19 protein-coding genes are annotated in these 22,311 nt (G+C 30.1%); 12 read left to right on the top strand and 7 right to left on the bottom strand.

Features of this window, described 5'->3' with window-relative positions; translation table 11 throughout:
- Positions 1-320: 320 nt before the first annotated feature.
- The 3 genes from ECH_RS04525 to ECH_RS04515 all read right to left on the bottom strand — a co-directional run bounded on the left by ECH_RS04525 (position 321) and on the right by ECH_RS04515 (position 3,358).
- A complete protein-coding gene (locus ECH_RS04525) occupies positions 321-1,175 on the bottom strand; it encodes a P44/Msp2 family outer membrane protein (RefSeq protein WP_011453015.1) in 855 nt (284 codons plus the stop codon).
- A gap of 465 nt (positions 1,176-1,640) precedes the next feature.
- Positions 1,641-2,537: a P44/Msp2 family outer membrane protein gene (locus ECH_RS04520; protein WP_011453013.1), complete on the bottom strand. Its 897-nt coding sequence runs from the start codon at positions 2,535-2,537 to the stop codon at positions 1,641-1,643.
- 179 nt (positions 2,538-2,716) lie between these two features.
- Positions 2,717-3,358 carry a helix-turn-helix domain-containing protein gene (locus ECH_RS04515; RefSeq protein ID WP_011453012.1) on the bottom strand — a complete coding sequence of 214 codons (642 nt, stop codon included), beginning with the start codon at positions 3,356-3,358 and terminating at the stop codon, positions 2,717-2,719.
- A 243-nt stretch (positions 3,359-3,601) separates the two neighbouring features.
- On the opposite strand from ECH_RS04515, the gene ndk reads away from it, so the two are divergent.
- Positions 3,602-4,030 (top strand): nucleoside-diphosphate kinase, encoded by a 429-nt coding sequence (gene ndk / locus ECH_RS04510; protein ID WP_006011293.1) that lies wholly within the window; start codon positions 3,602-3,604, stop codon positions 4,028-4,030.
- Positions 4,031-4,479: 449 nt separating this feature from the next.
- On the opposite strand, the gene ECH_RS04505 is transcribed toward ndk, so the two are convergent.
- Together ECH_RS04505 and recJ are read right to left on the bottom strand one after the other, a co-directional pair.
- Positions 4,480-5,685 carry a CCA tRNA nucleotidyltransferase gene (locus ECH_RS04505; protein ID WP_006011295.1) on the bottom strand — a complete coding sequence of 402 codons (1,206 nt, stop codon included), beginning with the start codon at positions 5,683-5,685 and terminating at the stop codon, positions 4,480-4,482.
- A 504-nt stretch (positions 5,686-6,189) separates the two neighbouring features.
- Complete coding sequence (gene recJ / locus ECH_RS04500; RefSeq protein ID WP_011453011.1) at positions 6,190-7,959, bottom strand: single-stranded-DNA-specific exonuclease RecJ; 1,770 nt, start codon at positions 7,957-7,959, stop codon at positions 6,190-6,192.
- A gap of 391 nt (positions 7,960-8,350) precedes the next feature.
- On the opposite strand from recJ, the gene icd reads away from it, so the two are divergent.
- Complete coding sequence (gene icd / locus ECH_RS04495; protein ID WP_006011301.1) at positions 8,351-9,799, top strand: isocitrate dehydrogenase; 1,449 nt, start codon at positions 8,351-8,353, stop codon at positions 9,797-9,799.
- A 747-nt stretch (positions 9,800-10,546) separates the two neighbouring features.
- Here the strand turns inward: icd and ftsY are convergent.
- A complete protein-coding gene (ftsY, locus tag ECH_RS04490) occupies positions 10,547-11,479 on the bottom strand; it encodes a signal recognition particle-docking protein FtsY (protein ID WP_006011300.1) in 933 nt (310 codons plus the stop codon).
- Positions 11,480-11,566: 87 nt separating this feature from the next.
- On the opposite strand from ftsY, the gene bioD reads away from it, so the two are divergent.
- The 8 genes from bioD (at position 11,567) to ECH_RS05055 (ending at position 19,649) form a co-directional block, all read left to right on the top strand.
- A complete protein-coding gene (gene bioD, locus ECH_RS04485; protein ID WP_011453008.1) occupies positions 11,567-12,259 on the top strand; it encodes a dethiobiotin synthase in 693 nt (230 codons plus the stop codon).
- 361 nt (positions 12,260-12,620) lie between these two features.
- A complete protein-coding gene (gene recA / locus ECH_RS04480; RefSeq protein ID WP_006011556.1) occupies positions 12,621-13,694 on the top strand; it encodes a recombinase RecA in 1,074 nt (357 codons plus the stop codon).
- Between the two features lie 11 nt (positions 13,695-13,705).
- Positions 13,706-14,305 (top strand): orotate phosphoribosyltransferase, encoded by a 600-nt coding sequence (gene pyrE, locus ECH_RS04475; protein WP_006011558.1) that lies wholly within the window; start codon positions 13,706-13,708, stop codon positions 14,303-14,305.
- Positions 14,305-15,087: a HesA/MoeB/ThiF family protein gene (locus tag ECH_RS04470; protein ID WP_006011560.1), complete on the top strand. Its 783-nt coding sequence runs from the start codon at positions 14,305-14,307 to the stop codon at positions 15,085-15,087. Before pyrE ends, ECH_RS04470 begins: the two co-directional genes overlap by 1 nt.
- A 328-nt stretch (positions 15,088-15,415) precedes the next feature.
- The gene (gene secD / locus ECH_RS04465) at positions 15,416-16,933 is read left to right on the top strand and encodes a protein translocase subunit SecD (protein WP_011453007.1); all 1,518 of its coding nucleotides are present in this window, start codon (positions 15,416-15,418) and stop codon (positions 16,931-16,933) included.
- A gap of 26 nt (positions 16,934-16,959) precedes the next feature.
- Positions 16,960-17,127 (top strand): zinc-finger domain-containing protein, encoded by a 168-nt coding sequence (locus ECH_RS04810; protein ID WP_011453006.1) that lies wholly within the window; start codon positions 16,960-16,962, stop codon positions 17,125-17,127.
- Between the two features lie 418 nt (positions 17,128-17,545).
- On the top strand, positions 17,546-19,159 hold the full coding sequence (locus ECH_RS04460) for a hypothetical protein (RefSeq protein ID WP_011453005.1): 1,614 nt from the start codon (positions 17,546-17,548) through the stop codon (positions 19,157-19,159).
- A 352-nt stretch (positions 19,160-19,511) separates the two neighbouring features.
- Positions 19,512-19,649, top strand: a complete 138-nt coding sequence (locus ECH_RS05055; protein WP_226988403.1) for a hypothetical protein — start codon at positions 19,512-19,514, stop codon at positions 19,647-19,649.
- 16 nt (positions 19,650-19,665) lie between these two features.
- Here the strand turns inward: ECH_RS05055 and ECH_RS04455 are convergent, their stop codons facing one another.
- On the bottom strand, positions 19,666-20,337 hold the full coding sequence (locus ECH_RS04455; RefSeq protein WP_011453004.1) for a hypothetical protein: 672 nt from the start codon (positions 20,335-20,337) through the stop codon (positions 19,666-19,668).
- 608 nt (positions 20,338-20,945) lie between these two features.
- On the opposite strand from ECH_RS04455, the gene lgt reads away from it, so the two are divergent.
- Together lgt and ECH_RS04980 are read left to right on the top strand one after the other, a co-directional pair.
- Positions 20,946-21,731: a prolipoprotein diacylglyceryl transferase gene (lgt, locus tag ECH_RS04450; RefSeq protein WP_006010306.1), complete on the top strand. Its 786-nt coding sequence runs from the start codon at positions 20,946-20,948 to the stop codon at positions 21,729-21,731.
- Positions 21,732-21,959: 228 nt separating this feature from the next.
- Entirely contained in the window at positions 21,960-22,127 is a 168-nt protein-coding gene (locus ECH_RS04980; RefSeq protein WP_011453001.1) for a hypothetical protein, read from the top strand.
- Positions 22,128-22,311: the final 184 nt, after the last annotated feature.

Here is a 22,311-nt window from a genome sequence, read left to right as displayed (position 1 = left end):
TCCTATGTAGGTAATTTGATGTTTTACTATAGTTGTAATTTACGAAAAATTTTCCTAGTTTTAAGAAAGTGCTTTTGTAATAAAAATACTTTAAAGGATTATAAACAAAACATTTTACACTTAGCCTAAACTTACTTGTGCAGCTATTAATATACTTAAAGATGCTATAAGCTGCAAATAATAAGACCTGACCTCTTGATTTTTTATTATTCATGCATAACCCTTTTAACACACTCACTTAATGAGCAATAGACACACTAAAACTTTATTATATACCTATATACATATAAACACAAATATAAATTTGTCAAAAAATATTTTTATAATATAAACTTTATTCCAATACTCCCACCGTAATATCCAATACTTAACATAGCTAATGCTGTAGTGTGAACATGTGGCTTGCTGTTTGGTGGTGTTGGTGATGGATAGTCACATGGATAATTTACAGGAATTTTCTCAAATTTTTTACCAAATAAACCATGATAATAACCTTCTATAAAAACCGATACTTGAGGAGAAACAGTATAACTAGCTCCTAATTTTCCTTGGTATGAAAACTTTGTAGTATACTTACTGAGAAAATCAATTGTGTCTACTCCAAATCCTAAACATGAATACGTTATTATATTATGTTTAAGTCCGTCAACATCATAACAAACGTTGATCAGAGCTGAGGTAAGTGAAATACCATTATTTATTAGGGTAACATATTTATTATTGGCAGGATTGTTACTACCACCGCTTATTTCCTTTGCAAGAGCAAAATGCTTTTCACAATCAATTCTTTTATATCCGTTGTTCTTTATGTGGAAAGTTTCGTAAGAAAGTTCAGATTCTATTCTGAAATTTTTGTTATAGTAATATCCAAATATACCGGAAAAACCTAAACGATTATTTTCATAATATGGGTTGTATTTTATATTAAAATTAGTATTATCTTTAATACCAGTTAATAGATCATTTAGTAAGTCTTTTTTTAACCCAAAAACTTCTACAGTGTTGGCTGCGCTTTCTTTTATAAGAAGTTTTGATAGGTGTTGTCTGGCTGGCTTGTACTGAATACCAACATACATAGAATTATGGTCATTTAAAACTGATGCTAAAGAAATATGTGGTGTAAATAATATTAACATAACCCACAAAACAAACTTTCTGTTACTCCTTTTACTCATACACCTAAACCTTAATAATTGTTTTTAAAGAACCACACACTTACAGCAAAATAAATATACTAAAAAAGAATTAAGTCAACAAAACTAATAATCGATTGTTATGTTTACGGCATAATTTAAGCATTTGTTATAAATGTGAAACGGTAATACACAATGATTGTTTTATTCTATAAAAAATATTTAGTCAAATAAAAAACAAATTTATAAAGTATAAAACAAGATTACATAACATGTAAATGTGTATTTAAGAACAAATTTCATTTATGGATTCTTAAATTGTTTTTGATAAGTGTCTAATATAAGTTTGCCATGATAGGATAGTTTTCCTGCTATCACCTGTTTTATTTTTATATCACGTGATAAAGTTATTATAACGTGAGAATATGCTATGTACACAGAACTTACTTTATAGTAGAATTAGCTTTACTAAAACTATGTTGTTGTTAATATGTTGCTATAGTCAGATTATAGAATAAATCTAAGACCGACTTCACCACCATAGTTGTCTGCATTAAAGCAAGCTATAGGGTCTATATGTTTTGGTGCTTCTTTAAGTTCAAGGGGGTACTGAACTGATAGGTTAGTGAAAGAATTGTCTTTTGTTTTTACATAATACCCATTGGCGAATATAACAGTTTTTGGTGAGATTAGAAACCCTAAGCCTAGTTTTGCTTTAAATAGGGTATGGATGTTTGTTCCTCCTAAAAAGTTAGTTATTCCTTGCCCTATACCAATACAAGCGCTTGGCACTAAAGAGGAATTACTAACTATCATATCATAACAAGCATTGAATGTTAAAGAAATAACTCTAAATCCTTCATTTTTCATGACGACATGGTTGCCATTACTGTTATCTGTACTCTCTATACTATCTTTTTTACATAATGCAAAATATCTATAGTTATCCTTTTTATATTTTTGTTTATCGACATCAAATCTTGTAAATGCTCCTTCTAATTCAACTCTAAGACCTCCTCCTGAATATCCGATAGCTCCTGAAAATCCTGTATAATTTCTATTGTATATAGGGCTGTAACCTTTTTTGTCGTTGAACTCACTTTTCTGTTTGAAAGTTGGAGTATCAGTACTTTCTTTTAATGTAAATAGAGTTAGTTCTTTTTCTGTATTTTCATCTGTTTTATATTTGACGGATATTGGACTAAATCTAGGGAACTGTATGTTGTAATGTCCGCTTGCGTAAAACCCAGCTGTTTCGCTTTCATTAGAGAAATCAATAGGAATCGGTGATGCAAATACATTACATGCGAATAATGTTACTAGAGAAAGTACAATTCCTATAGCTGAGAATTTAGTCATAATATTATCCAAATGATAGAACAGTTTCATATTAATTAAAATCATGCTTCAAGTCAAAAGTAATACTTCAATAATATACAAATAAAACCTTATTAATATACTGAATGACAATACCTGGTTTACTTATAGGTTAATATTATAAAATAAATCATTGTTAATGCATTACAATTATGAAAGCTTTAATTTATTAGCATACTTGTATATATAAGATACAATTTTATAACTTACTGTTTGTTATCTAAAGACAATGCCTTAACCAAATTGTAAATTATGTTACGTACTTTTTCATTTTTTATACAAGTATATGCTCTAACCATCATTAAAACTTCTTTGCTATCTATTTTGCTATCGTGAAACTCTGGTATAAACTTTTCCTCGTTATCTTTAAGAGTAGATGTAGATGCAACAGTGTGATCACATGAAATATTTTTTAGATCTTCCTGTAACTTTAACATTATATCTCTTACTTCAACGTTAAGTACGCTTGCAAGTTGATATAGCCTGCTAATCACTATACGGTTTGTTCCTTTTTCATACTTTTGTACTTGTTGGAAAGTGATTCCTAATTTGTTTGCAAGCTGGTTTTGACTCATACCTCTCATGATACGTTGTCTTTTTATTTCTTTCCCAACGCACTCATCAACAGGGTGAGGCCTAATTTTTGTTGTGCTATTTTTTAGATCTTTTGTGGATTCTACTCCTTCTTTTGTGAAATTTTTGGAAGTATGATTGTCGTTTACTCCTTTATTTGTAAATTTGTTTTTCTGCATGTTTTTATCGATCAAACCGGCAATTAAAGGATCATGTGCTTTTATTTCATCAGTATCTTCCATTTTATTTATTTTGTTTTTCGCATGTGTAGACATATTATTTTCCTATAACAAAGCAACCTATGTAAGATAAATCATGCATAAAGTGAATGCAATAGTTATTTAATGGATATATTCTATCTAGTTTGCTGGAATAGTATACTAATTATATAATATACAGAAATAACATATTATGCTTTATGAAATATAAGATAAAATTTATTTACTTTTTAGCTTGATTGGATCAATAATTTATATTAAACATGAAAGTCAGTTTGTCCGGGTAAGGGGGGATGTATTTTGTTAGAGAAAACTTTGTCTATATTAAAACCAGATGTGATAAAGCGTAATATTACTGGGCAGGTGAATTCTTATATAGAAAATTCAGGACTTAAAATAATTATACAAAAGATGTGTTTACTAACACGTTGTCAAGCTGAAGAATTTTATGCGATACATAAATCTCAACATTTTTTTGTACCTCTAATTGATTTTATGGTATCTGGTCCAATAATAGTGCAAGTGTTGCAAGGAGAAAATGCTATAAGCTTATATAGAGAAATTATGGGTGCTACAGATCCTAAAAAAGCAAGTCCTGGAACGATTAGAGCAGATTTTGCTGAGAATATAGATGCAAATTGTGTCCATGGTTCGGATAGTTTAGATAATGCCATGAGAGAAATAAGATTTTTCTTTAGTGACTATGAGCTCCTAGCGTTAAATGGGTAATTACCTGTATTGAAATATATTCATGTTAAAGCCTGAATTTATAATAACATGTTGTTATTTTAAGTTCAGGTACCTTGGTTTGTTGTAATATAAGTATTTATTACTTAAAGTACTTCTGTTGTTTATCTGTCAATTTTAGTTTGTTGTATATACAGGTGATAGTTGGGTGATTATGTAAAAAGTATCAATTTAGATATGATATCTTAATGAAATGGCTTTTGTATAAATAGAATATTATATTGTTTATACTTTTAAGTGTAATAGTTGATTTCTGTGCAATAAGTTTGAGTTTATATTTGTTTTAAATGTTCCTTTGAAGAATTATGAATTCTTCGATAGGAAAAGAATATATTTTAGTGTGTTTGGAAATAGCTATGTAATTTCTTGTAAAATACAGTTTGCAATAAAATGTTTTTATCTTATGTAATTTTTTGAAGATAGTACGAGATTTAATTCTTACTTTTTAATAATTTTCCTCTCGCGTAATCTAATAATTGGGTTTTTGTTAGTTGATATGAACTATTTTCCCATAGATCTTTGATTTTTTCTAAAGTGATACCAAGATTTTTTCCTGGTTGGTATCCTATATTAAGTAAATCTTTTCCAGAGATAGGAAATTCAGGAATAATTAATTGATCTGCGTACTCTATATATTGCATTAGGTCATGATAATTTAAATTTAATTCTGCATGTATTATTCTCAGTAGATTGCAGTATATTTCTTTTCCAAGCTTGTTAATGTGTTTGTGTTGTGCGGTAGTTGAAAGTGGAAGTTCTAAATTATTGTTTAATAGTGACACAAGTGTTTTTTGACTGTAGTTTGATAAGCATAAAGAAGCTTTAATTTTATCTAGAGAGTGGTTGTTATTGTTTGTTCTTAAAAGAGCTGCTAATTTTGTTAGTGGATCTGTGTTTGATAAGGTCTCAGATGACATTATGTCTGGTATGACTTCAAAGGGAATGATTTTATCTAGCACGTGGCATTTTTGCATAATCTTTAATGTGTTTGATAAGTTAGGACATAATAAAAGTTTAAAGAACTCATCGCGAATGCGTTCTCTGGATAGGTTATTGATATAAGATGAATATTTTGTGCAAGAGTGCACTATTTCATCACTCAATTTGTTTTGACTACATATAGAAGCATAAAATCTAAATGCTCGAAGTATGCGTAGGTAGTCTTCTTGTATTCTAATTTCTGGATCTCCAATAAAATTTAGATGTTTTTTTTCTAGATCTTGGATACCAGAAAAATAATCATATACTATTCCTTTTTCATCACAATATAGAGCATTGAAGGTGAAATCTCTTCTTGAAGCGTCTTGCTGCCAATTGTTTGTAAATTTTACTTCAGCATGTCTTCCATCACAGCTAATATCAGATCTTAGTGTTGTAATTTCATATGCTGTATTATTAACTAAGGCTGTTATTGTACCATGTTTTATACCTGTTGGAATAGCTTTAATATGAGCTGCAGTAAGAGCATTTATTGTTTGGTTGGGTAATAAAGTAGTTGCAAAATCAATATCTATGGTCTGTCTTTTTAGAAGACTATCTCTTACACATCCACCTACTAACCTAATATCTCCTTGAAATTTTTTTATTGCATTTATGATTAACAGAATATTCTCATTATTTATAAAGTCATCGTACATTTGTAACGTTAGATTGTTGAAACAGTAAAATGTTAAACAAATACTGATAGTATTGCATTGTTTTTTTAAATCCTATTAATTTTTAATTATTTGTGTACATAACGTGAATGGTTATTGTTACATGAAATTGATATCATTTAGCTATTATATCTGTAGGAATATATAGATGTGAGCGTATATATTTACAGCTAATGGTATGAAATATATACTAATTAAAAGATCATTGTTTTTCTATTAATTTTTTGATTGTTTGTATAATATAATGTGAATGGTTATTGTTACATGAAATTAATATTATTTAGCTTTATATCTATAGAAATATGTAGATGTGAGAGTATATATTTACAGCCAATAGTATGAAATATATACTAATTTAAAGATCATTTATTAAGGAAAAACTGTTGTAATATTTTTGCTATTTAATGTCCTTGTAGATTGTAAAGGTTATGTATTATTGAATTTATCTACCAATAACAACATTTGTGTTGAGTATTCCTATAATCTTTATAATTTGTGATCATTGTGACTTTTTGTAATCGCATCTTCTATTATAAACTGTATGTTCTCATTGCCTTTCCAATAGTTAACGCTGATTTTTCCTAGTAACATGATTGCAGTACGTTCTAATAGAGCTAAGCCCAATTCTGTGTCTGTACATCTGAAACAAATTCCTTTTATAAAAGTTTTGTTGTCATGAATTAAACATCTTATATGACTATCTCCTATAATCTCCGGATTTTTTATTTTGATATTTGTCAGGATAAACCTTGGTTCAGGATTGCCTATGCCAAAGGGTTCTAAAAACTGTAATTCTTTCCATAAGGTTAGATTAACTGCTGCTGCAGTAATAATGCCGTCTACTTTAAATACTTTTTGTTTATTAATATTGTGAAATCTTTGTGAAAGGAATTCATTTAATGTTTTAATTTTATCTTCCTGTATTGAGAATCCAGCAGCCATGGCATGTCCTCCTCCTTCAGTGATGATCCCTTCTAATTTTGCTGATAAAATGGCTGCACCCAAGTCTACATCTGGTATTGATCTAGCGCTCGCTTTGCCAATGCCCTTATCCAGTGAAATTACTATGCTTGGTAGAAAAAATTTATCTTTAAGTCTTCCTGCGACTATACCTATTATTCCTGGGTGCCAGTTTCCTGCAACTATAATTAAATTTGTATTTGTTGATATTAGAGCTTCTGCTTGTTCTACTGCTTCATTGAAACTTCTATGTTCTAACTCTTTTCTTTCTAGATTAAAGTTTTGTAATTTTTCTGAAATTTCTAGAGCTTCTTCTTCACTATTACTTGATAATAGCCTTGCTCCTAAACTTGCGTTTCCAACTCTTCCTCCAGCATTAATATGTGGACCTATATTAAATCCTAGTTGGTAAGTATTTGGTTTATCTTCTAAACCAATAACATCAGACAAGACTTTAAGGCCTATATTTTGTCTTGTTGCCATAATTTTTAAGCCTTGTTTTACGAAAGCTCTATTTAATCCTATAATAGGCATGACATCACATACAGTTCCCAATGCTACTAAATCTAGATAGTTTATTAAATTTGGTTCGTTGTTATTTGTAAAAAATCCTTTTTCTTTTAAAGTTTTATTTAGTGCTACAAGCATTAAAAATGATACACCAACTCCTGCTAAATATGTATATGGAGAATTTTCATCTAGGCGATTGGGATTAATAACTGCAATTGCATCTGGTAAAGTGTTCAAGCCCATATGATGGTCTATAACTATCACATCAAGATTTACAGATTTTGCTACGGATATTGGTTCATGTGCTATAGTCCCACAATCAACAGTTATGCATAAACTGTGCCCAATTTCTTGTAATTTAAGTAAGGCTTGAGTGTTTGGTCCGTATCCTTCACATATACGATCTGGAATATATATTGTTGTAGGTACACCTATTTGTGTTAAGTATTGCTTTATTAATGCAGATGATGTTGCTCCATCAACATCATAATCTCCAAAAATAACAATTCTTTCTTTATTATATATTGCGTGACAAATTCTCTGTATTGCTTTGTCCATATCTAAAAGATGGAAAGGATCAGGTAAAGATGACCTTAGTGTAGGATATAGAAAGTCATTGATCTCTTCTATATTTACTTTTCTTGTTGATAATACTCTTGCAACAATTTCAGATATACCAAGTTTTTGTGTTATTGTTAAAACATCACGGAAGTTTACATTATATGGCTTCCATAGTGCACCTGTTACCCCAATGTATTCTAAATTTTCCAAATTGCAATGTAGCATACTGTGTTAACTAAAAATATGTATTATAACACTGCTATTTTATACTTACTATAACATTATTTTAGTGTGTTTGTGTTTATAATTTTAAGATTTTGTAAAGAAGATTATTAGTAATATAAAATAGTAAAGAGAACAGATGCTTGCTTTGTTAACTGATATAAATTAATGAATGTAGATTATGATGATCATATTTATGTGACTTATTGTTTTGATAAGAGCATAAATTTTGGTTGATGACGGTACTAGCAAATTGTTTAACGTCTTATATCGTCTTATTAGATATAGACATGTTTGATATATTTTTGTTGTTTTTAATATTATATTGTCTATATAATCAAATTTTTTAGTCTGGAAGATATACTATATTATTGTTGAAAATGGAAGAAGTATAATGTCAATTCCAATAACAGTTGCTTATGGAGATGGTATTGGCCCAGAAATTATGGAAGCTGTACTATTGATCTTGAGTGAAGCAGAATCAGGTCTAGTTGTAGAAACTATAGAGGTGGGACACAATTTATATAAAAAAGAATGGTCTTCTGGTATTGCGCCTTCATCTTGGGATTCTATTTATAGAACGAAAGTACTGCTTAAGTCTCCTACCATGACTCCACAAGGTCGTGGGCATAAAAGTCTTAATGTTACGTTGAGAAAGAGATTAGGGTTGTATGCAAATATTAGGCCATGTATTTCTTATCATCCTGTGATAAAGACAAGGTATCCTAATCTCAATGTAGTGATAGTTCGAGAAAATGAGGAAGATACATATACTGGTATAGAACATAGGCTGACTAATGATACGTATCAATGCTCAAAAGTTATTACGAGATCAGGTTCAGAAAGAATATGTGATTATGCATTTCACTATGCTAAGGTTCATAATAGGAAGAGAGTTACTTGCTTGATAAAAGATAATATTATGAAAATGACAGATGGAATTTTTCATAAGTCTTTTTCAAAGATTGCAGAGAATTATCCTGACATTGAATCAGATCATTATATTGTTGATATTGGAATGGCAAAAGTGGCTTCTAACCCTGAAAATTTTGATGTTATAGTTACTACTAATCTTTATGGTGATATAGTGTCTGATATAGTTGCTGAATTATCAGGGTCTATAGGCCTTGCAGGTAGTGCTAATATAGGGAATAATTATGCAATGTTTGAAGCTGTTCATGGTTCAGCTCCAGATATAGCTGGAAAGAACATAGCAAATCCTTCTGGATTACTTAATGCAGCTATACAAATGTTGATGTATTTAAAACAGTTTGACAAGGCACAGCTAATTTATAATGCATTTCTTAAAACTTTAGAAGATGGTATTCATACAGCAGATATTTACCAAAGTCAGGTTAGCAAGAAAAAAGTTTCTACAATGGATTTTGCTAAGGCTGTTGTTGAAAATTTTGGACAATCTCCATCTCAATTACCAAAATCAATGTTTCAGGATAATGTAGATAGGACGGGTGTATCTTATACATATGAACCATCTTATGTTACTAGAGTTCTTGTAGGAGTGGATATTACTATTGGTTGTGATGGTGTAGGACTAGATTTTAAGCAGTTAATTAATAATCTTCAAAATATTACACATGATAAACTGGAGCTTGTGCTAATTCATAATAAAGGATTAGAAATTTGGCCTGATGAATCTGTGAGTGTAAATCTTTCTTATATGGATCAGGTATGTTGTAGGTTTTACATGAAAAGTAAAGATGATAAAATCATGAATGAGCATATTAATCAGTTGCTTTTTGACATAGAGCAAAAGAAAATAGATGTAGTAAAAATGGAAAAATTATACTTATATAATGATCAACCTGGCTTTTTTACTATGTAATGATTGTTGTTATACGTGTTGCTTTTAACCTAGATTAAAAAATAAGTTAGTAGCTTGTTAATGTAATATGAATTTCTTTTTAGTAAGAAATAATTAGCAATAGTGTAATGTTGTAGTTGTTATAGAATTTCAGATAAAGGGTATTTGTTATTGAACATATTTACTGTTCCAACATTGATTGCGAGGATAGTCTGGAAGGTGATTAATAATTTTTGTAGTAGTTATTGTGTTATGGTATATGTAATAGTTATGAAAGTGTTCGAATACAGGATAATTACATCTGAGCATATTATTTAACGTGGCTTATAAAGGGTAAATGCAGTGGACTTGTAAACGTTAATCTGGTTTTCATGTGTATAATGAGTATTACACAGTTTATTGAGTAACTATTTGAATTATATGATGTTTGTGTCGAATAGTAATCCTACAGCGAATTCTTTAGCAGAAAAGTCTTAAAGTTGTTCTACAGATTCACCAATACCTATTGTATGAGTTCAATTTATATTTGTGCTATTCTTATGGCTACTCTGCTGATATGGCTGAATATTAGACAGTTTATTAAGTGACTACAATTATATGGTGTTTATGTCGAGTAATCCTACAGCAAATTCTTTGGCAGAAAAGTCTTAAAGTTGTTCTACAGATTCATCAATATACCTATACATGAGTTCAATTTATATTTGTGCTATTCTTATGACTACTCTGCTGATATGGCTGAATATTAGACAGTTTATTAAGTGACTACAATTATATGGTGTTTATGTCGAGTAATCCTGCAGCAAATTCTTTGGCAGAAAAGTCTTGAAGTTGTTCTACAGATTCACCAATACCTATTGCATGAATGTTCAATTTATATTTTTGTGCTATTCTTATAACTACTCCTCCTTTTGCTGTGCCGTCTAACTTAGTTATAATTAATCCACTAATATTGACGAATTGTAAAAAAGCATCAACTTGATTGACAGCGTTTTGTCCAGTTGTTGCGTCTAATATTAGTATGACATCATGAGGTGCATTGTTGTCATGTTTGTTTATAATTCTTCTAATTTTTGCTAGTTCTTCCATCAAGTTTTTATGATTATGTAATCTTCCAGCTGTATCAATTAGCAAGACATCGGTTTGTTCATTTAAGGCTTGTTGCATTGCTTGATATGCTATACTTGCTGCATCTGCTCCCTGATTGCCTGTTACTACTGGGAAATTTACTTTTTGTGACCATACTATTAGTTGTTCAGTAGCTGCTGCACGAAATGTGTCACATGCTGCAACTAGTACTTTTTTCCCTGTGTTTTTAAACCTATGTGCTAATTTACCTATAGTTGTGGTCTTGCCATTTCCATTTGTACCACATACCATAATTACATGTGGCTTATTGTTTATAGAGAGAGGCTTTTCAACTTGTAATAGGATGTTTTCTATAGATTCAGCGAGTTTTTGCTTTACTGTATTATCATCCATTTCATTAAACTTTGTGGATGCAAGTTTTTGTGTAAGTAGTGAAGCATTGTCATAGCCTACATCTGCTGTGATGAGTAATTCTTTCAATTCTTCTAAAGTTTCTTGGTCAACTTTTTTTCCACTAGAAAAAATTTTCTTTATACCGTCACTTAACTTTGATGAGGTTTTAAATAAACCTTTCTTGATATTGCTGAAAAATCCTTTATTAGTTGCATCTGTCATATTGAATTGCCCTTGTTTCTAAAATATTGTGAACTGGGTTTGTATCAGTTAGGATACGTTTGTTAAATTATATTGGTTGTTGTGTAAATGTCAGCTTATTTTATTACATCTTGCGGTACTGATATAGGAAAAACTTTTATTATGACAGCCCTGTGTTGGCATTTAAGTAAAAGTTATAAGGTAGTACATGCAATAAAACCTGTTATTAGTGGGTGGAGTGATGCGAATATTTTAGATAATGATACAGGTAAAATACTGTGTAGTTTAAGTATGGATTGTCATGATAGTAATATAACGAAAGTTTCACCTTGGAGGTTGTATTATCCACATGCTCCTAATATAGCCGCTAAGTTAGAAAATACTAAATTGGACTATAATAAAATTGTGACATTTTGTTCCCAATGTATTAGTCAGGCTCATGATTATTTGTTAATAGAAGGAGTGGGTGGAGTTATGTCTCCTATTACAGATGATAAAACTTGTTTAGATATAATACGGGATTTAAATATTAATGTGATTTTGGTTATAGGCTCTTATCTAGGCAGCATAAGTCATACATTAACAGCACTGAAAGTGTTGTCTGGTATGTCTGTAAAGGTTGTCCTTACTCTTAAGGATAACAACGTTGTTAATGTTGATGATATAGTAAAGTTTATTTACGAATATACAGGTAAAACAGTATATATTCAACGCTATGTTACAGGTAGTTTTGATTTATGGAAAGGGACATCAGATAATATAGTAAATTTTATAAGTGCAGATAATTATGATAAGTCTTAACCTTTGATTACAAGGTATAGAACTTTGTGTAATGTTTATATTGGTATGATACTTAAGTATTGCAATTTTGAAATGAATTGTAACGTTATACTTCGCTATGAAAAAAATGAATGAGGATAAAATCTTATTTTTAACATTTTAGGTGAAAATAGTTGCTAGTTTTATAGGTGTTGATAGTTATGATTTGAGCTTATACTAATTAAGTTTGTGTCATTGATAATTATTCCATGATTTTTAAGATAGAAGAACCTTTTGTGAATGTTTAAATTTGGTTTGTTTGAAATAAATGGTGCAATGATTTATAACTTGACAATTAATATTAAGAGTGATTAGCTTTTTTAATTTATAAAGTATTTATCATATGTCTGATAGCAAAAATTTAAACCAGGAAAGACAAAAAGCATTGGATAGCGCAATTAGTCAAATTGAAAAGGCTTTTGGTCGTGGTGCAATAATGAAATTAAAACAAGGTGCTATTGAAAAAATAGATAGTATTTCTACTGGATCAATTGCGCTTGATACAGCTTTAGGCATTGGTGGGTTTCCTAAAGGTAGAATTGTTGAAATTTTTGGGCCTGAAAGTTCTGGTAAAACAACACTTGCTTTGCATGTAATTGCTGAGTCACAAAAAAAGGGTGGGAATTGTGCATTTATTGATGCTGAACATGCTTTGGATATCATGTATGCTCGCAAATTAGGGGTAAATACTGGTGATTTGATCGTTTCTCAACCCGATACAGGTGAACAAGCATTACATATAGTTGAGTATCTGGTTTGTTCTGGTGCTATTGATGTAATAGTAGTAGATTCTGTGGCTGCATTAACTCCTAGAGCAGAGATAGAAGGTGATATGGGTGATCAACATATGGGGTTACAAGCTAGGTTGTTAAGTCATGCATTGAGGAAGTTAACTTCTATTGTATCAAAAGCTAATTGTGTTCTTATTTTTATTAATCAGATACGTATGAAAATAGGGGTAGTTTATGGAAATCCTGAAACTACTACTGGTGGCAATGCTTTAAAGTTTTATAGTTCTGTAAGATTAGATATACGTAAGGTAAGTGCAATTAAGGATAAGGACGTAATTATTGGTAATCAAACTAAGGTGAAAGTTGTTAAAAACAAGGTGGCTCCTCCTTTTAAACAAGTAGATTTTGATATCATGTATAATGAAGGTATCTCAAAGGTAGGAGAGATTATAGATATGGGTGTAAAACTTAATATTATTGAAAAAGCTGGGTCATACTACTCGTATAATAGTGTGCGTCTTGGTCAAGGTAAAGAAAATGCAAAATCTTATCTTAAAGCTAATTGTGATACTGCACATGAAATAGAACAGAAGATAAGAAGTATACTTGCAAGTGATAATGAAGTTAGTTGTTTCAATGCAGAGGTTAATGATAATCTTCATGAAGTAGAAGAAACAGTTTTTTAAGGTGTTTTGTTATGGAAGCGGATTTATTAAATAGTGATTCTATATATGGTGAATTTACTAAAATTGGGGTAATAATAAGTGGTCACTTTGTATTATCTTCGGGATTACATAGTGATACTTATATTCAGTGTGCTAGGTTATTTGAAAACCCAGTTATTGCGGTGAAGTTTTGTGCTTTACTTGCTACAAAGATTGGTAAAGTTTTACCAAATATAGATCTTATAGTTTCTCCAGCAGTTGGAGCTATTACAGTTGGCTATGAAATTGCTAGGCAGTTGGGTATTAATAATGTGTTCTGTGAACGTGTTAATGGACTGTTTACACTGCGTCGGGGGTTTGAAATAAAAAAGGGAAGTAAAGTTTTAATTGTAGAAGATGTGATTACAACTGGAAAAACTTCTATGGAAGTAGTAAGTTGTGTAAAGAAGAATGGTGGTACTGTTGTTGCAGGTGCAGCTTTAGTTAAACGTAGTAGGGATATTAAACTACCTTTTCCTATAATTAGTTTAGTTGAATTAAATATTAAAAGTTATGTAGATGAAGATGTTCCAGAATATTTGCGAAAGATACCTGTATCAGTTCCAGGTAGTAGGTATTTACAGGAAAATTAGTGTTTGACCGTTATAAGAAACAAGTTCTTATTTCAGAGATAGGCAAAGTAGGTCAAAGTAAATTAAGTGAAAGTAATGTTTTGATAATAGGTTGTGGTGGCTTAGGAAGTACAGTTATTCCTCTACTTGCTGCTAGTGGTATTGGCCATATTACATTGTGTGATGATGATAAAATACAAATGTCCAACCTTAATAGACAGGTGATTTATAAGGAGAGTGATATCAATCAAAGTAAAGTGATAAAAGCACAGGAGTTTGTAAAATCACTTAACTCTGATGTTAATGTTCAAGTGTTAAATAATTTTGTTACGCCTAAAAATTTCGAGGAAGTGTTTAAGAATGTGGATGTTGTTGTCGATTGTACAGATCGTCTGGCTACAAAGTTATTTCTTAATGATGCAGCTGTTTTGTTAGGTAAACCTTTAGTACATAGTGCAGCGATTGGATTTACTGGACAAGTGTTAACAGTATTTCCTTATGGTAAACCTTGTCTAAGATGTTTTTTTGAATGTCAATATATGAGTCTGCACTTAAATTGTTCTAATGCTGGAATACTTGGAGCAACGGTGGGAGTAGTAGGAAGTATTGCAGTTGCAGAAACTATAAAATATTTATTAAAAATTCCAGATAATTTAGTAGGGAATTTGCAGAGAATAGACTTGCGATCTAATGAGTTTACTAAATATACATTTCAAAAAAATAGTGCATGTATAGCATGTAGTGACAATATGAAAGTCGATCCTTATGATTATAATTATTATGAGAGCAAATTGTGTTTTTAGATTAATTACTTATTTGATGTGTATATCTATAAATGAAATAGGATGTAAGAGTTAAATAGCATTTAATATGTATTATTTTTAATATAGAGGGTTTTATCCTATTGTTATGATTAAAATGCAATGTGTTTGATAGATTAATAAGTTTTTGAATAAGGAGTGTTAAGTATACATGAAAACATTATACATTTGTTTAAGTACGATGTTTTTCAATTTGGTTGCATTCATATTATGTTGTGCTGTATTAGATTAGTGATTTGTCTTAGAAATATAAAATATTTTGTTTGTTGCAATAATATAATATAATAGCCAGATATATTTGGTAGATGATATGTTTTCTAAGTTACAAATTAAGCCTATAGTTGTGACCTTGTTATGTGTTCTTGCTATATATTTAATACTACCAAATTTTATTAATAGTAAATTTTTGCTGTCAAAACAAAAAGTTAATCTAGGATTAGATCTGCAAGGTGGTGTTTACTTGTTGTTAGAAGCGGATTTTAAAGAATATTTAAAAGAAAGAATGTATAGCTTGTATGATGAAATGAGTGAATTTTTATCCAGCAAAAAAATAGAGTATAGTAAACTAGATGTAGAGCAGGATAAACTGGTGTTGGTACTAAAAAGTAGTCAGGATTTTAATAAAATAAAGTTGTTTGATAATAAAAACGTTAGAGTATTTGAACAGGAAGGTCAGATTGTCATGTCTTTTTATGACAGTTATAAGGCAAGTTTGTTGAGGAATGTTATATCTGATTCTATTAGTAACATAAGACGTAGGTTAGATAAATCTGGTACAAAAGAGATTATTATAAATAGTCATGGTAAAGATAGAATCTCTCTGCAAATTCCTGGGGTACATGATACTAGTCAAATCAAGACGTTATTGGGCAAGACAGCAAAGCTGACATTTCACTTGCTAGAAAATGTTAGTCAGTTATCATCTATTAATCCTCTTACTACTGTTTTGCTTAAGGATCATCGTGGAAATACATATCCTATATTAAAAAAAGTTGAAATTAGTGGTGATTCTTTAATAGATGTGTCATCTGGTATAAATAATCTTGGTAACGTAGTTGTACATTTTAAGCTGAATAATGCAGCAGCTAAAAAGTTTGCTAAAATTACAAAAGAAAACTTTAATAAACCATTTGCTATAGTGCTGGATGGAGTAGTACTTACTGCTCCTATAATACGTGAACCTATTTTAACTGGAAGTGGTGAAATTAGTGGTAATTTTACGGTTGAAACTGCAAAAGAATTATCTATATTGTTAAAATCTGGAGCTTTGCCAGTACCTTTGAAAGTAATAGAAGAAAAAACAATAGGTTCTAGTCTAGGTGCTGAATACATTAAGCAAGGTAGATTAGCAATGATAATATCAATTGTAGCAGTTTCTATTTTTATTATATTTTCTTATCGTATATTTGGTGTTTTAGCTGTAATTGGATTAGTTTTTAATATTGTTTTTATTATTACCATACTTACATTGCTTCAAGCTACGCTTACATTACCTGGACTTGCAGGAATTACTTTGACAGTTGGAATGTCTGTGGATGCTAATGTGTTGATTTTTGAGCGTATTAAAGAAGAGTTAAAGTCTACAAAAAAGTTAAAATGGGCTGTAGAATCTGGCTTTAAAAATGCTATGTCAACGATATTTGATTCTAATGTTACCACATTAATTGTTGCTGCAATTATGTTTGTAATAGGTAGTGGCCCTATTAGTGGATTTGCTATTACATTATCAATAGGTATTTTATGTTCCATGTTTTCTGCAATAACTTTAACAAAGATGCTAATAGATTTATATATTAGATTATTTAATTTGAAGACATTAAGTATATGATTTGTGAAATTTTGAAAAGTTGATTTATGTCTGGTAGTGATGAGAAAGATAAAGTGAAAATAGTTTGTTGCAGTGGGGAAGGGAATGCTTCTGAGTATATTGAACATCCGAAAATATATTTGACTGTTAAAATTGGACAAGAAGTTAGTTGTCCCTACTGTAGTAAGGTTTTTGCTTTTGCCTCTCGAGATTGATGTGAGTGTGTTTGTAATACTTTAAGTACCATTACTGTATATACTACTTACAACTTTTTATTTAAGTTTAACATAACTAAAAAACTTTCAACTGCATTTCAAAAACATAACACTATAAGAACATCCTACATTTGTAATATCACAAATTTAGAGTTGTAATTAAAAAAAATGTTAATTAAAACTGTAATGAAGAGTATATGCAGTATTTATTGTTGAGCTTTTAGAATATCTAGTTTGTCATCGTGCAAACAAGTGGTTAGTTGGTTTTGTATAAAACTGACAGTAAGTATTCAATGTGCTTGACAAAAACGTAATGATCTTTACCAGAAATAAAATCCTTACTTCTATGCTTAAATAATTAATGTATTTGCAGGAATTATATCGTATCCTTATAGTAGATAGTTTTTTTTCAATACTTATGCAAAATAGTCAAGATTACCATGCGTATGATAAACTTTTTAAAGAGCTAAAACGTGTTGTTTTTCATATTCCAGGTGTTGGTATTGTTCGTGTAGGACAATTAGTGCGTAATGTTACACCAGCATCTGTTATGGTTGGACCTCAGGGTGATGATATAGATGGAAACTTTTTAAGCAGAGTATTTGTGCATCGTTCTAAGAAAGAAGGTGATGTACAAGAACTTGCGGATTTTGTCAGAGGATTAGGATTTGTACCAGTAGTATGTGCTGATTATCCAATATTAGACAGTGAAGACACTCCTGTTTATAGTCTAACCAAACAGTATAGTCATAGGACTGTATTGATTGTTTCTTCTCGTGATGGGTATACATCACGTGATATATGTAGTATTGTAAAAAGAAACAAAAAGAATTTTGCTGACAGTAGTGCTGGTGGTAAACCTCCACGCGAAATTCATATAGCTACATATGATCCAAACAGTAAACCATTAAAACAGAAACTATATGATGCAGTGTTGTATGCTGAACGATGGTCTTTACTTACAACTCAAGAGAAAGTGATAAGATGTGTTGCGAGTGTATTGTCTCTTGCTCTTCCTTTGCTTCCTCCACTTCTTTTATTATCTTATATTGGGAATTTGGAGCTTAGAGAACAAGCATATAATATGAATTTATTGCCATGGCAATGTCGGTTATATGCAAATGCATCAGAGGGTGTTTATGATGTTATGGTTAATGGAACTGATAAAGCAAGAGAAAAAGCAGTGCAATCATACATCATAGAAGAAGCGAAAAAAAGGGGATTTGTTAAAGAACATGAAGGAGAGGGTGATCAACCTACTGATTTGGGAAAAGCAGTAAGTGAAAAACATAATCTACTCCTTGTAGCTAGTAATGAAGAACTTACAAAAAGACAATTATGGACAAGAATTACAACGTTTTTGGTATTAGCGTTTGTATGTCTTGCACACATGGTAGCATTGGCATGTCATCTTCTGAAATGTGATAAAGCGGCTTTGTATTGTTCGATGCTATCATATCTTGTGATATTTGCAGAAGGAATATACTTACTTTCTTTAAAAACTACAACCTCAAAAATTTGTGCTGCTGTTTGTATGATGTTTGCAGTGTTTATGTTAACGATAAGTGCATTTTTCTTGTATACAGGATGTATTATGGATGGGTATGTCCCTATAGTATCTAGCGTGATGGTTATGATGACAGCTGTTGTGTTATGTGTTACTTTATTATGTAATCAATACTATAAGCAAGATAGAGAGTTAGTAGCAAAGTTAGGTGGCCTTAGTACTACGGCTTGTGTGTCTATGAAGAAGCAAATTTCTGCGCTTGATGATGTTAAACATGTTAATGTTGAAGGAAATAGTTATCAGTTTCTTGATAAATTTAAGTTTGCACTTTTTAATGCATATAAAGCGGGGTTATTTGGTGTATTGCCACAACATGAACCTCAAAATGATTGTAGGCAAGAAAATGAAGGATCACCTAGTGTTGATATAGAAGCACGTGATTTAGAAAATGTTAGTACTAGAACAAGTGTACAAGTTGATGACAGTGTTGTTGAAGGTGTAGGTGTTGAGCGAGGTAAAACATAGTATTTACACAAAGAGTTATTTTTGTGAAATGATAGTTATCAAGATTTATGTATATTATTCTTGATTTTTCGATGAGTTCTTTATCAAGCAATAGCCTTCAAAGTTTGGATTTTTATTAACTGTAACTATTAAGGTTTGTCATATTGTTTGATTTTGTAGCAGGGGAGTTCTTTGTTATAGTCGGAGATAGCGTTTAAAATTTGGTCCTTTACTCCAAATTTGTTTATTCAAGCTGTAAGGCAATATGTGTGTAGTAATCTTAAATTATTGTGCCTGATTTATTATGCTTTGTACTTGATCATAAAAGTTTTTATTCAATTTGCTAAAGCTACGCATAATAATATGTGGGGCTGTGGAGAATTCTCCTGTATTATTTATAGCATCTTGTAATAGTTTAACAGAGTATGAATCTAGCAGTTGGTTACTTGCTAAATGTGAAAAAATATTTTCTACATTTTTGGCTATGTTTTTATATTTGCTTAAGGGATGATCAGTAGGATATAGAGCTATGTTTTTACAATTTGTAACTCATTAGATGTAAAATCATGAAAAGCAAGTTTAGTCAACTGTTGTAAAATTTTTTCTTTATCACTTTCTTCGGTAATTTGTGCTTTTATTAATGTGCTTACAAGTGACTGTATTATGTCATATATTGCAGTGTTGATCGATAGTAAAATACTATTTTGTTTATTATCTATGGTAATATCGCTAGTGCTAGTATGTGTTTTGAGTAAGCTCATTAGTTTTTGATTGTACTCTGAAGATAGGTCTAAATATTTTGTGGATATAGGATGTAATATAATTGTGTTGTTCCTAATACTGATATTAATACTGTATAGTGGCTTATCATTAAACCTACAAATAACTAAGTTATCAGTTTTTAAGGTATTACATCCTTGTTCTAGAGATTGCTCTATGGTATTTGTGTTAATTATAAAATCATGTTGTAACATGTGTGTTATTATCTTGTTAAGATCACTGAATTCAAAGTTTGTAGAAGATGTCAATATTGCACGGTTATCTTGATATTCTATATTAACTTCATGATTGAACAGGGCTTTAGCAGCTTTGTTTTTATCTAATACAGTGAATATTTTAGTGAATTTTTCTATTTCATCTTTTCCCGTGAAAAATATTGTTATACTACTGTTATCACTAATAATAATATTTGATATCACGACTTTTTCTCTTTAGAGTTGAATATTAATATTATGCTCAACATTTATTAATAAATAAATAATGTAGCAAGTTATTGTTGAATATTTTTATAGATTGTATTAAAATTACATCATAATGTGTGAAATATATAATAATCTTAGTAGAATAGCTTGTATTATAAGTTTTTTTAACAGGTGTAGTGAAATGTGCATGGTTAATATGCAAGTTCTTATACGGCATATATAAGAACATGAAGTATATTTTATAACAAGCACAACGTGAGTTAAACCTGTATACTTATAACATTGTTTAAGTATACTAAATAAATTTATCTTATCATTACTACATAGCATATTACTTATGAAAAAACCGTATAAATTTGTGTAACTTATAAGATAAATATTCTACTAAAGATATTACTATCATAATAGTCATGCTATATAAAGTATAATGCACTATTGTATTTATATATTATCAAAATGTTTTGAGTGCAATGTGTTATATAGTATCTAATGTTAAGTAGAGAAAGTTAGTAGGATTCTGTGTTTGTATGTATATGATGTGGTAAGAGTTGCGAAAATGTTGCAATTGTTTCATACTATTCAGAACATATATTTTATATACTTTTATGATTATAGATCCAGTAGCTTTTAGATTGGGATTACTAGAAATAAAGTGGTATTCGTTATCCTATGTATTGGGTATAGTGTTTGCTTATTGGTATATAAGAAAAATAGATAAGTATAGAGTTTTTAGCAAAGAAAGTTATGAATCAATAATGTCATGGTGGGTTATTTCTATAATTCTTGGTGGTAGGATAGGATATATATTGTTTTATAACTTAGATTTTTATATACATTTTCCTATTGAAATGTTTAAGTTGTGGAATGGTGGTATGTCATTTCATGGTGGTTTAATAGGGATAATTAGTGGCATGTATATTTTTTGTAGAAAAAATAAAATAAGTATTCTTTCTGCTCTTGATTTAGGTGCATGTGCTGTACCTGTTGGAATATTTTTTGGACGCATTGCAAATTTTATTAATGGTGAGTTATATGGTAAGGTCACAGATATAAAATTTGGTATGGTTTTTCCTAATAGTGGTGATTCTTTCTATAGACATCCCAGCCAATTATATGAAGCTTTTTTTGAAGGGTTTCTATTATTTGTAATAATGAATTCTCTTTTTTTCTTTACAAATGTTAGAGCATCTCAAGGAATGCTGAGTGCTGTTTATTGTATATGGTATGGAGTAGTGCGGTTTTTTATTGAGTTTATTAGAGAACCTGATGCTCAGGTTGGTTACATTTTGTTTAATCAGTTAACTATGGGACAATTGCTATCTGTTTTCATGGTGATTATGGGTTTTTATTTTATAAAATTAGCTAAGATGAAAGCTAAATTGTCAATGTAAAATTATTGCATCTATCCTGAAAATTTAGGAAAGGATTGAATTTTTGTTGATTATAACTGTAATATCCAAAACTCCTGTATGTAATAAATAATTTAATGCTTTGTGAAATGTTAATTTGTTTGTCCTACTGCAGTTTTAAATTCGCCTATAAGACGATGTTGCCTTTTTATGAAAAAGGTAATATAGTCTGTAAATATACTAGAATTAATATAAATTTTTAACTGTATAATGAAAACAAAATTATTTACTCCATTTCTTTCCGATAGCCAAAAATCTTCATTTTTGCAAAGTTTGTATTTGAGTATAAAGGAAAATAGTAGTCCTCTTTATCCTTCTACTTATGTTGTAGATGTAACTATAGAGGTAAAAAAAACTGAGTTGCTAGAGACAGAGTAAACATGTTGTAATAGATATATAAACTTTAATATTGTAGGCAGTAACAATTTGTTATGAGTTTTGCTATTAAACCAATCAGAATTAAGGTTTTGGTATATTCTTGTAAGTTTGAAGTGTGATTGTAATATTCAGATCTTTGTGTACATTAAATCCTAATCATAACTAATTTGATGGACTGAAAGAG

The sequence above is a fragment of the Ehrlichia chaffeensis str. Arkansas genome (genome assembly GCF_000013145.1).
GTDB classification, from domain to species: Bacteria; Pseudomonadota; Alphaproteobacteria; order Rickettsiales; family Anaplasmataceae; genus Ehrlichia; species Ehrlichia chaffeensis.
This window is presented reverse-complemented; position numbering and strand designations above follow the sequence as displayed.

Excerpts from the sequence above, each read along its gene's own strand:
- secD (WP_011453007.1), top strand. The coding sequence starts at position 15,416 with ATGTTTTCTAAGTTACAAATTAAGCCTATAGTTGTGACCTTGTTATGT.
- ECH_RS04810 (WP_011453006.1), top strand. The coding sequence starts at position 16,960 with ATGTCTGGTAGTGATGAGAAAGATAAAGTGAAAATAGTTTGTTGCAGT.
- ECH_RS04460 (WP_011453005.1), top strand. The coding sequence starts at position 17,546 with ATGCAAAATAGTCAAGATTACCATGCGTATGATAAACTTTTTAAAGAG.
- ECH_RS04980 (WP_011453001.1), top strand. The coding sequence starts at position 21,960 with ATGAAAACAAAATTATTTACTCCATTTCTTTCCGATAGCCAAAAATCT.
- ECH_RS04520 (WP_011453013.1), bottom strand. The coding sequence starts at position 2,537 with ATGATTTTAATTAATATGAAACTGTTCTATCATTTGGATAATATTATG.
- ECH_RS04525 (WP_011453015.1), bottom strand. The coding sequence starts at position 1,175 with ATGAGTAAAAGGAGTAACAGAAAGTTTGTTTTGTGGGTTATGTTAATA.
- recJ (WP_011453011.1), bottom strand. The coding sequence starts at position 7,959 with ATGCTACATTGCAATTTGGAAAATTTAGAATACATTGGGGTAACAGGT.
- icd (WP_006011301.1), top strand. The coding sequence starts at position 8,351 with ATGTCAATTCCAATAACAGTTGCTTATGGAGATGGTATTGGCCCAGAA.
- pyrE (WP_006011558.1), top strand. The coding sequence starts at position 13,706 with ATGGAAGCGGATTTATTAAATAGTGATTCTATATATGGTGAATTTACT.
- ECH_RS04505 (WP_006011295.1), bottom strand. The coding sequence starts at position 5,685 with ATGTACGATGACTTTATAAATAATGAGAATATTCTGTTAATCATAAAT.
- bioD (WP_011453008.1), top strand. The coding sequence starts at position 11,567 with ATGTCAGCTTATTTTATTACATCTTGCGGTACTGATATAGGAAAAACT.
- ftsY (WP_006011300.1), bottom strand. The coding sequence starts at position 11,479 with ATGACAGATGCAACTAATAAAGGATTTTTCAGCAATATCAAGAAAGGT.
- recA (WP_006011556.1), top strand. The coding sequence starts at position 12,621 with ATGTCTGATAGCAAAAATTTAAACCAGGAAAGACAAAAAGCATTGGAT.
- ECH_RS04515 (WP_011453012.1), bottom strand. The coding sequence starts at position 3,358 with ATGTCTACACATGCGAAAAACAAAATAAATAAAATGGAAGATACTGAT.
- lgt (WP_006010306.1), top strand. The coding sequence starts at position 20,946 with ATGATTATAGATCCAGTAGCTTTTAGATTGGGATTACTAGAAATAAAG.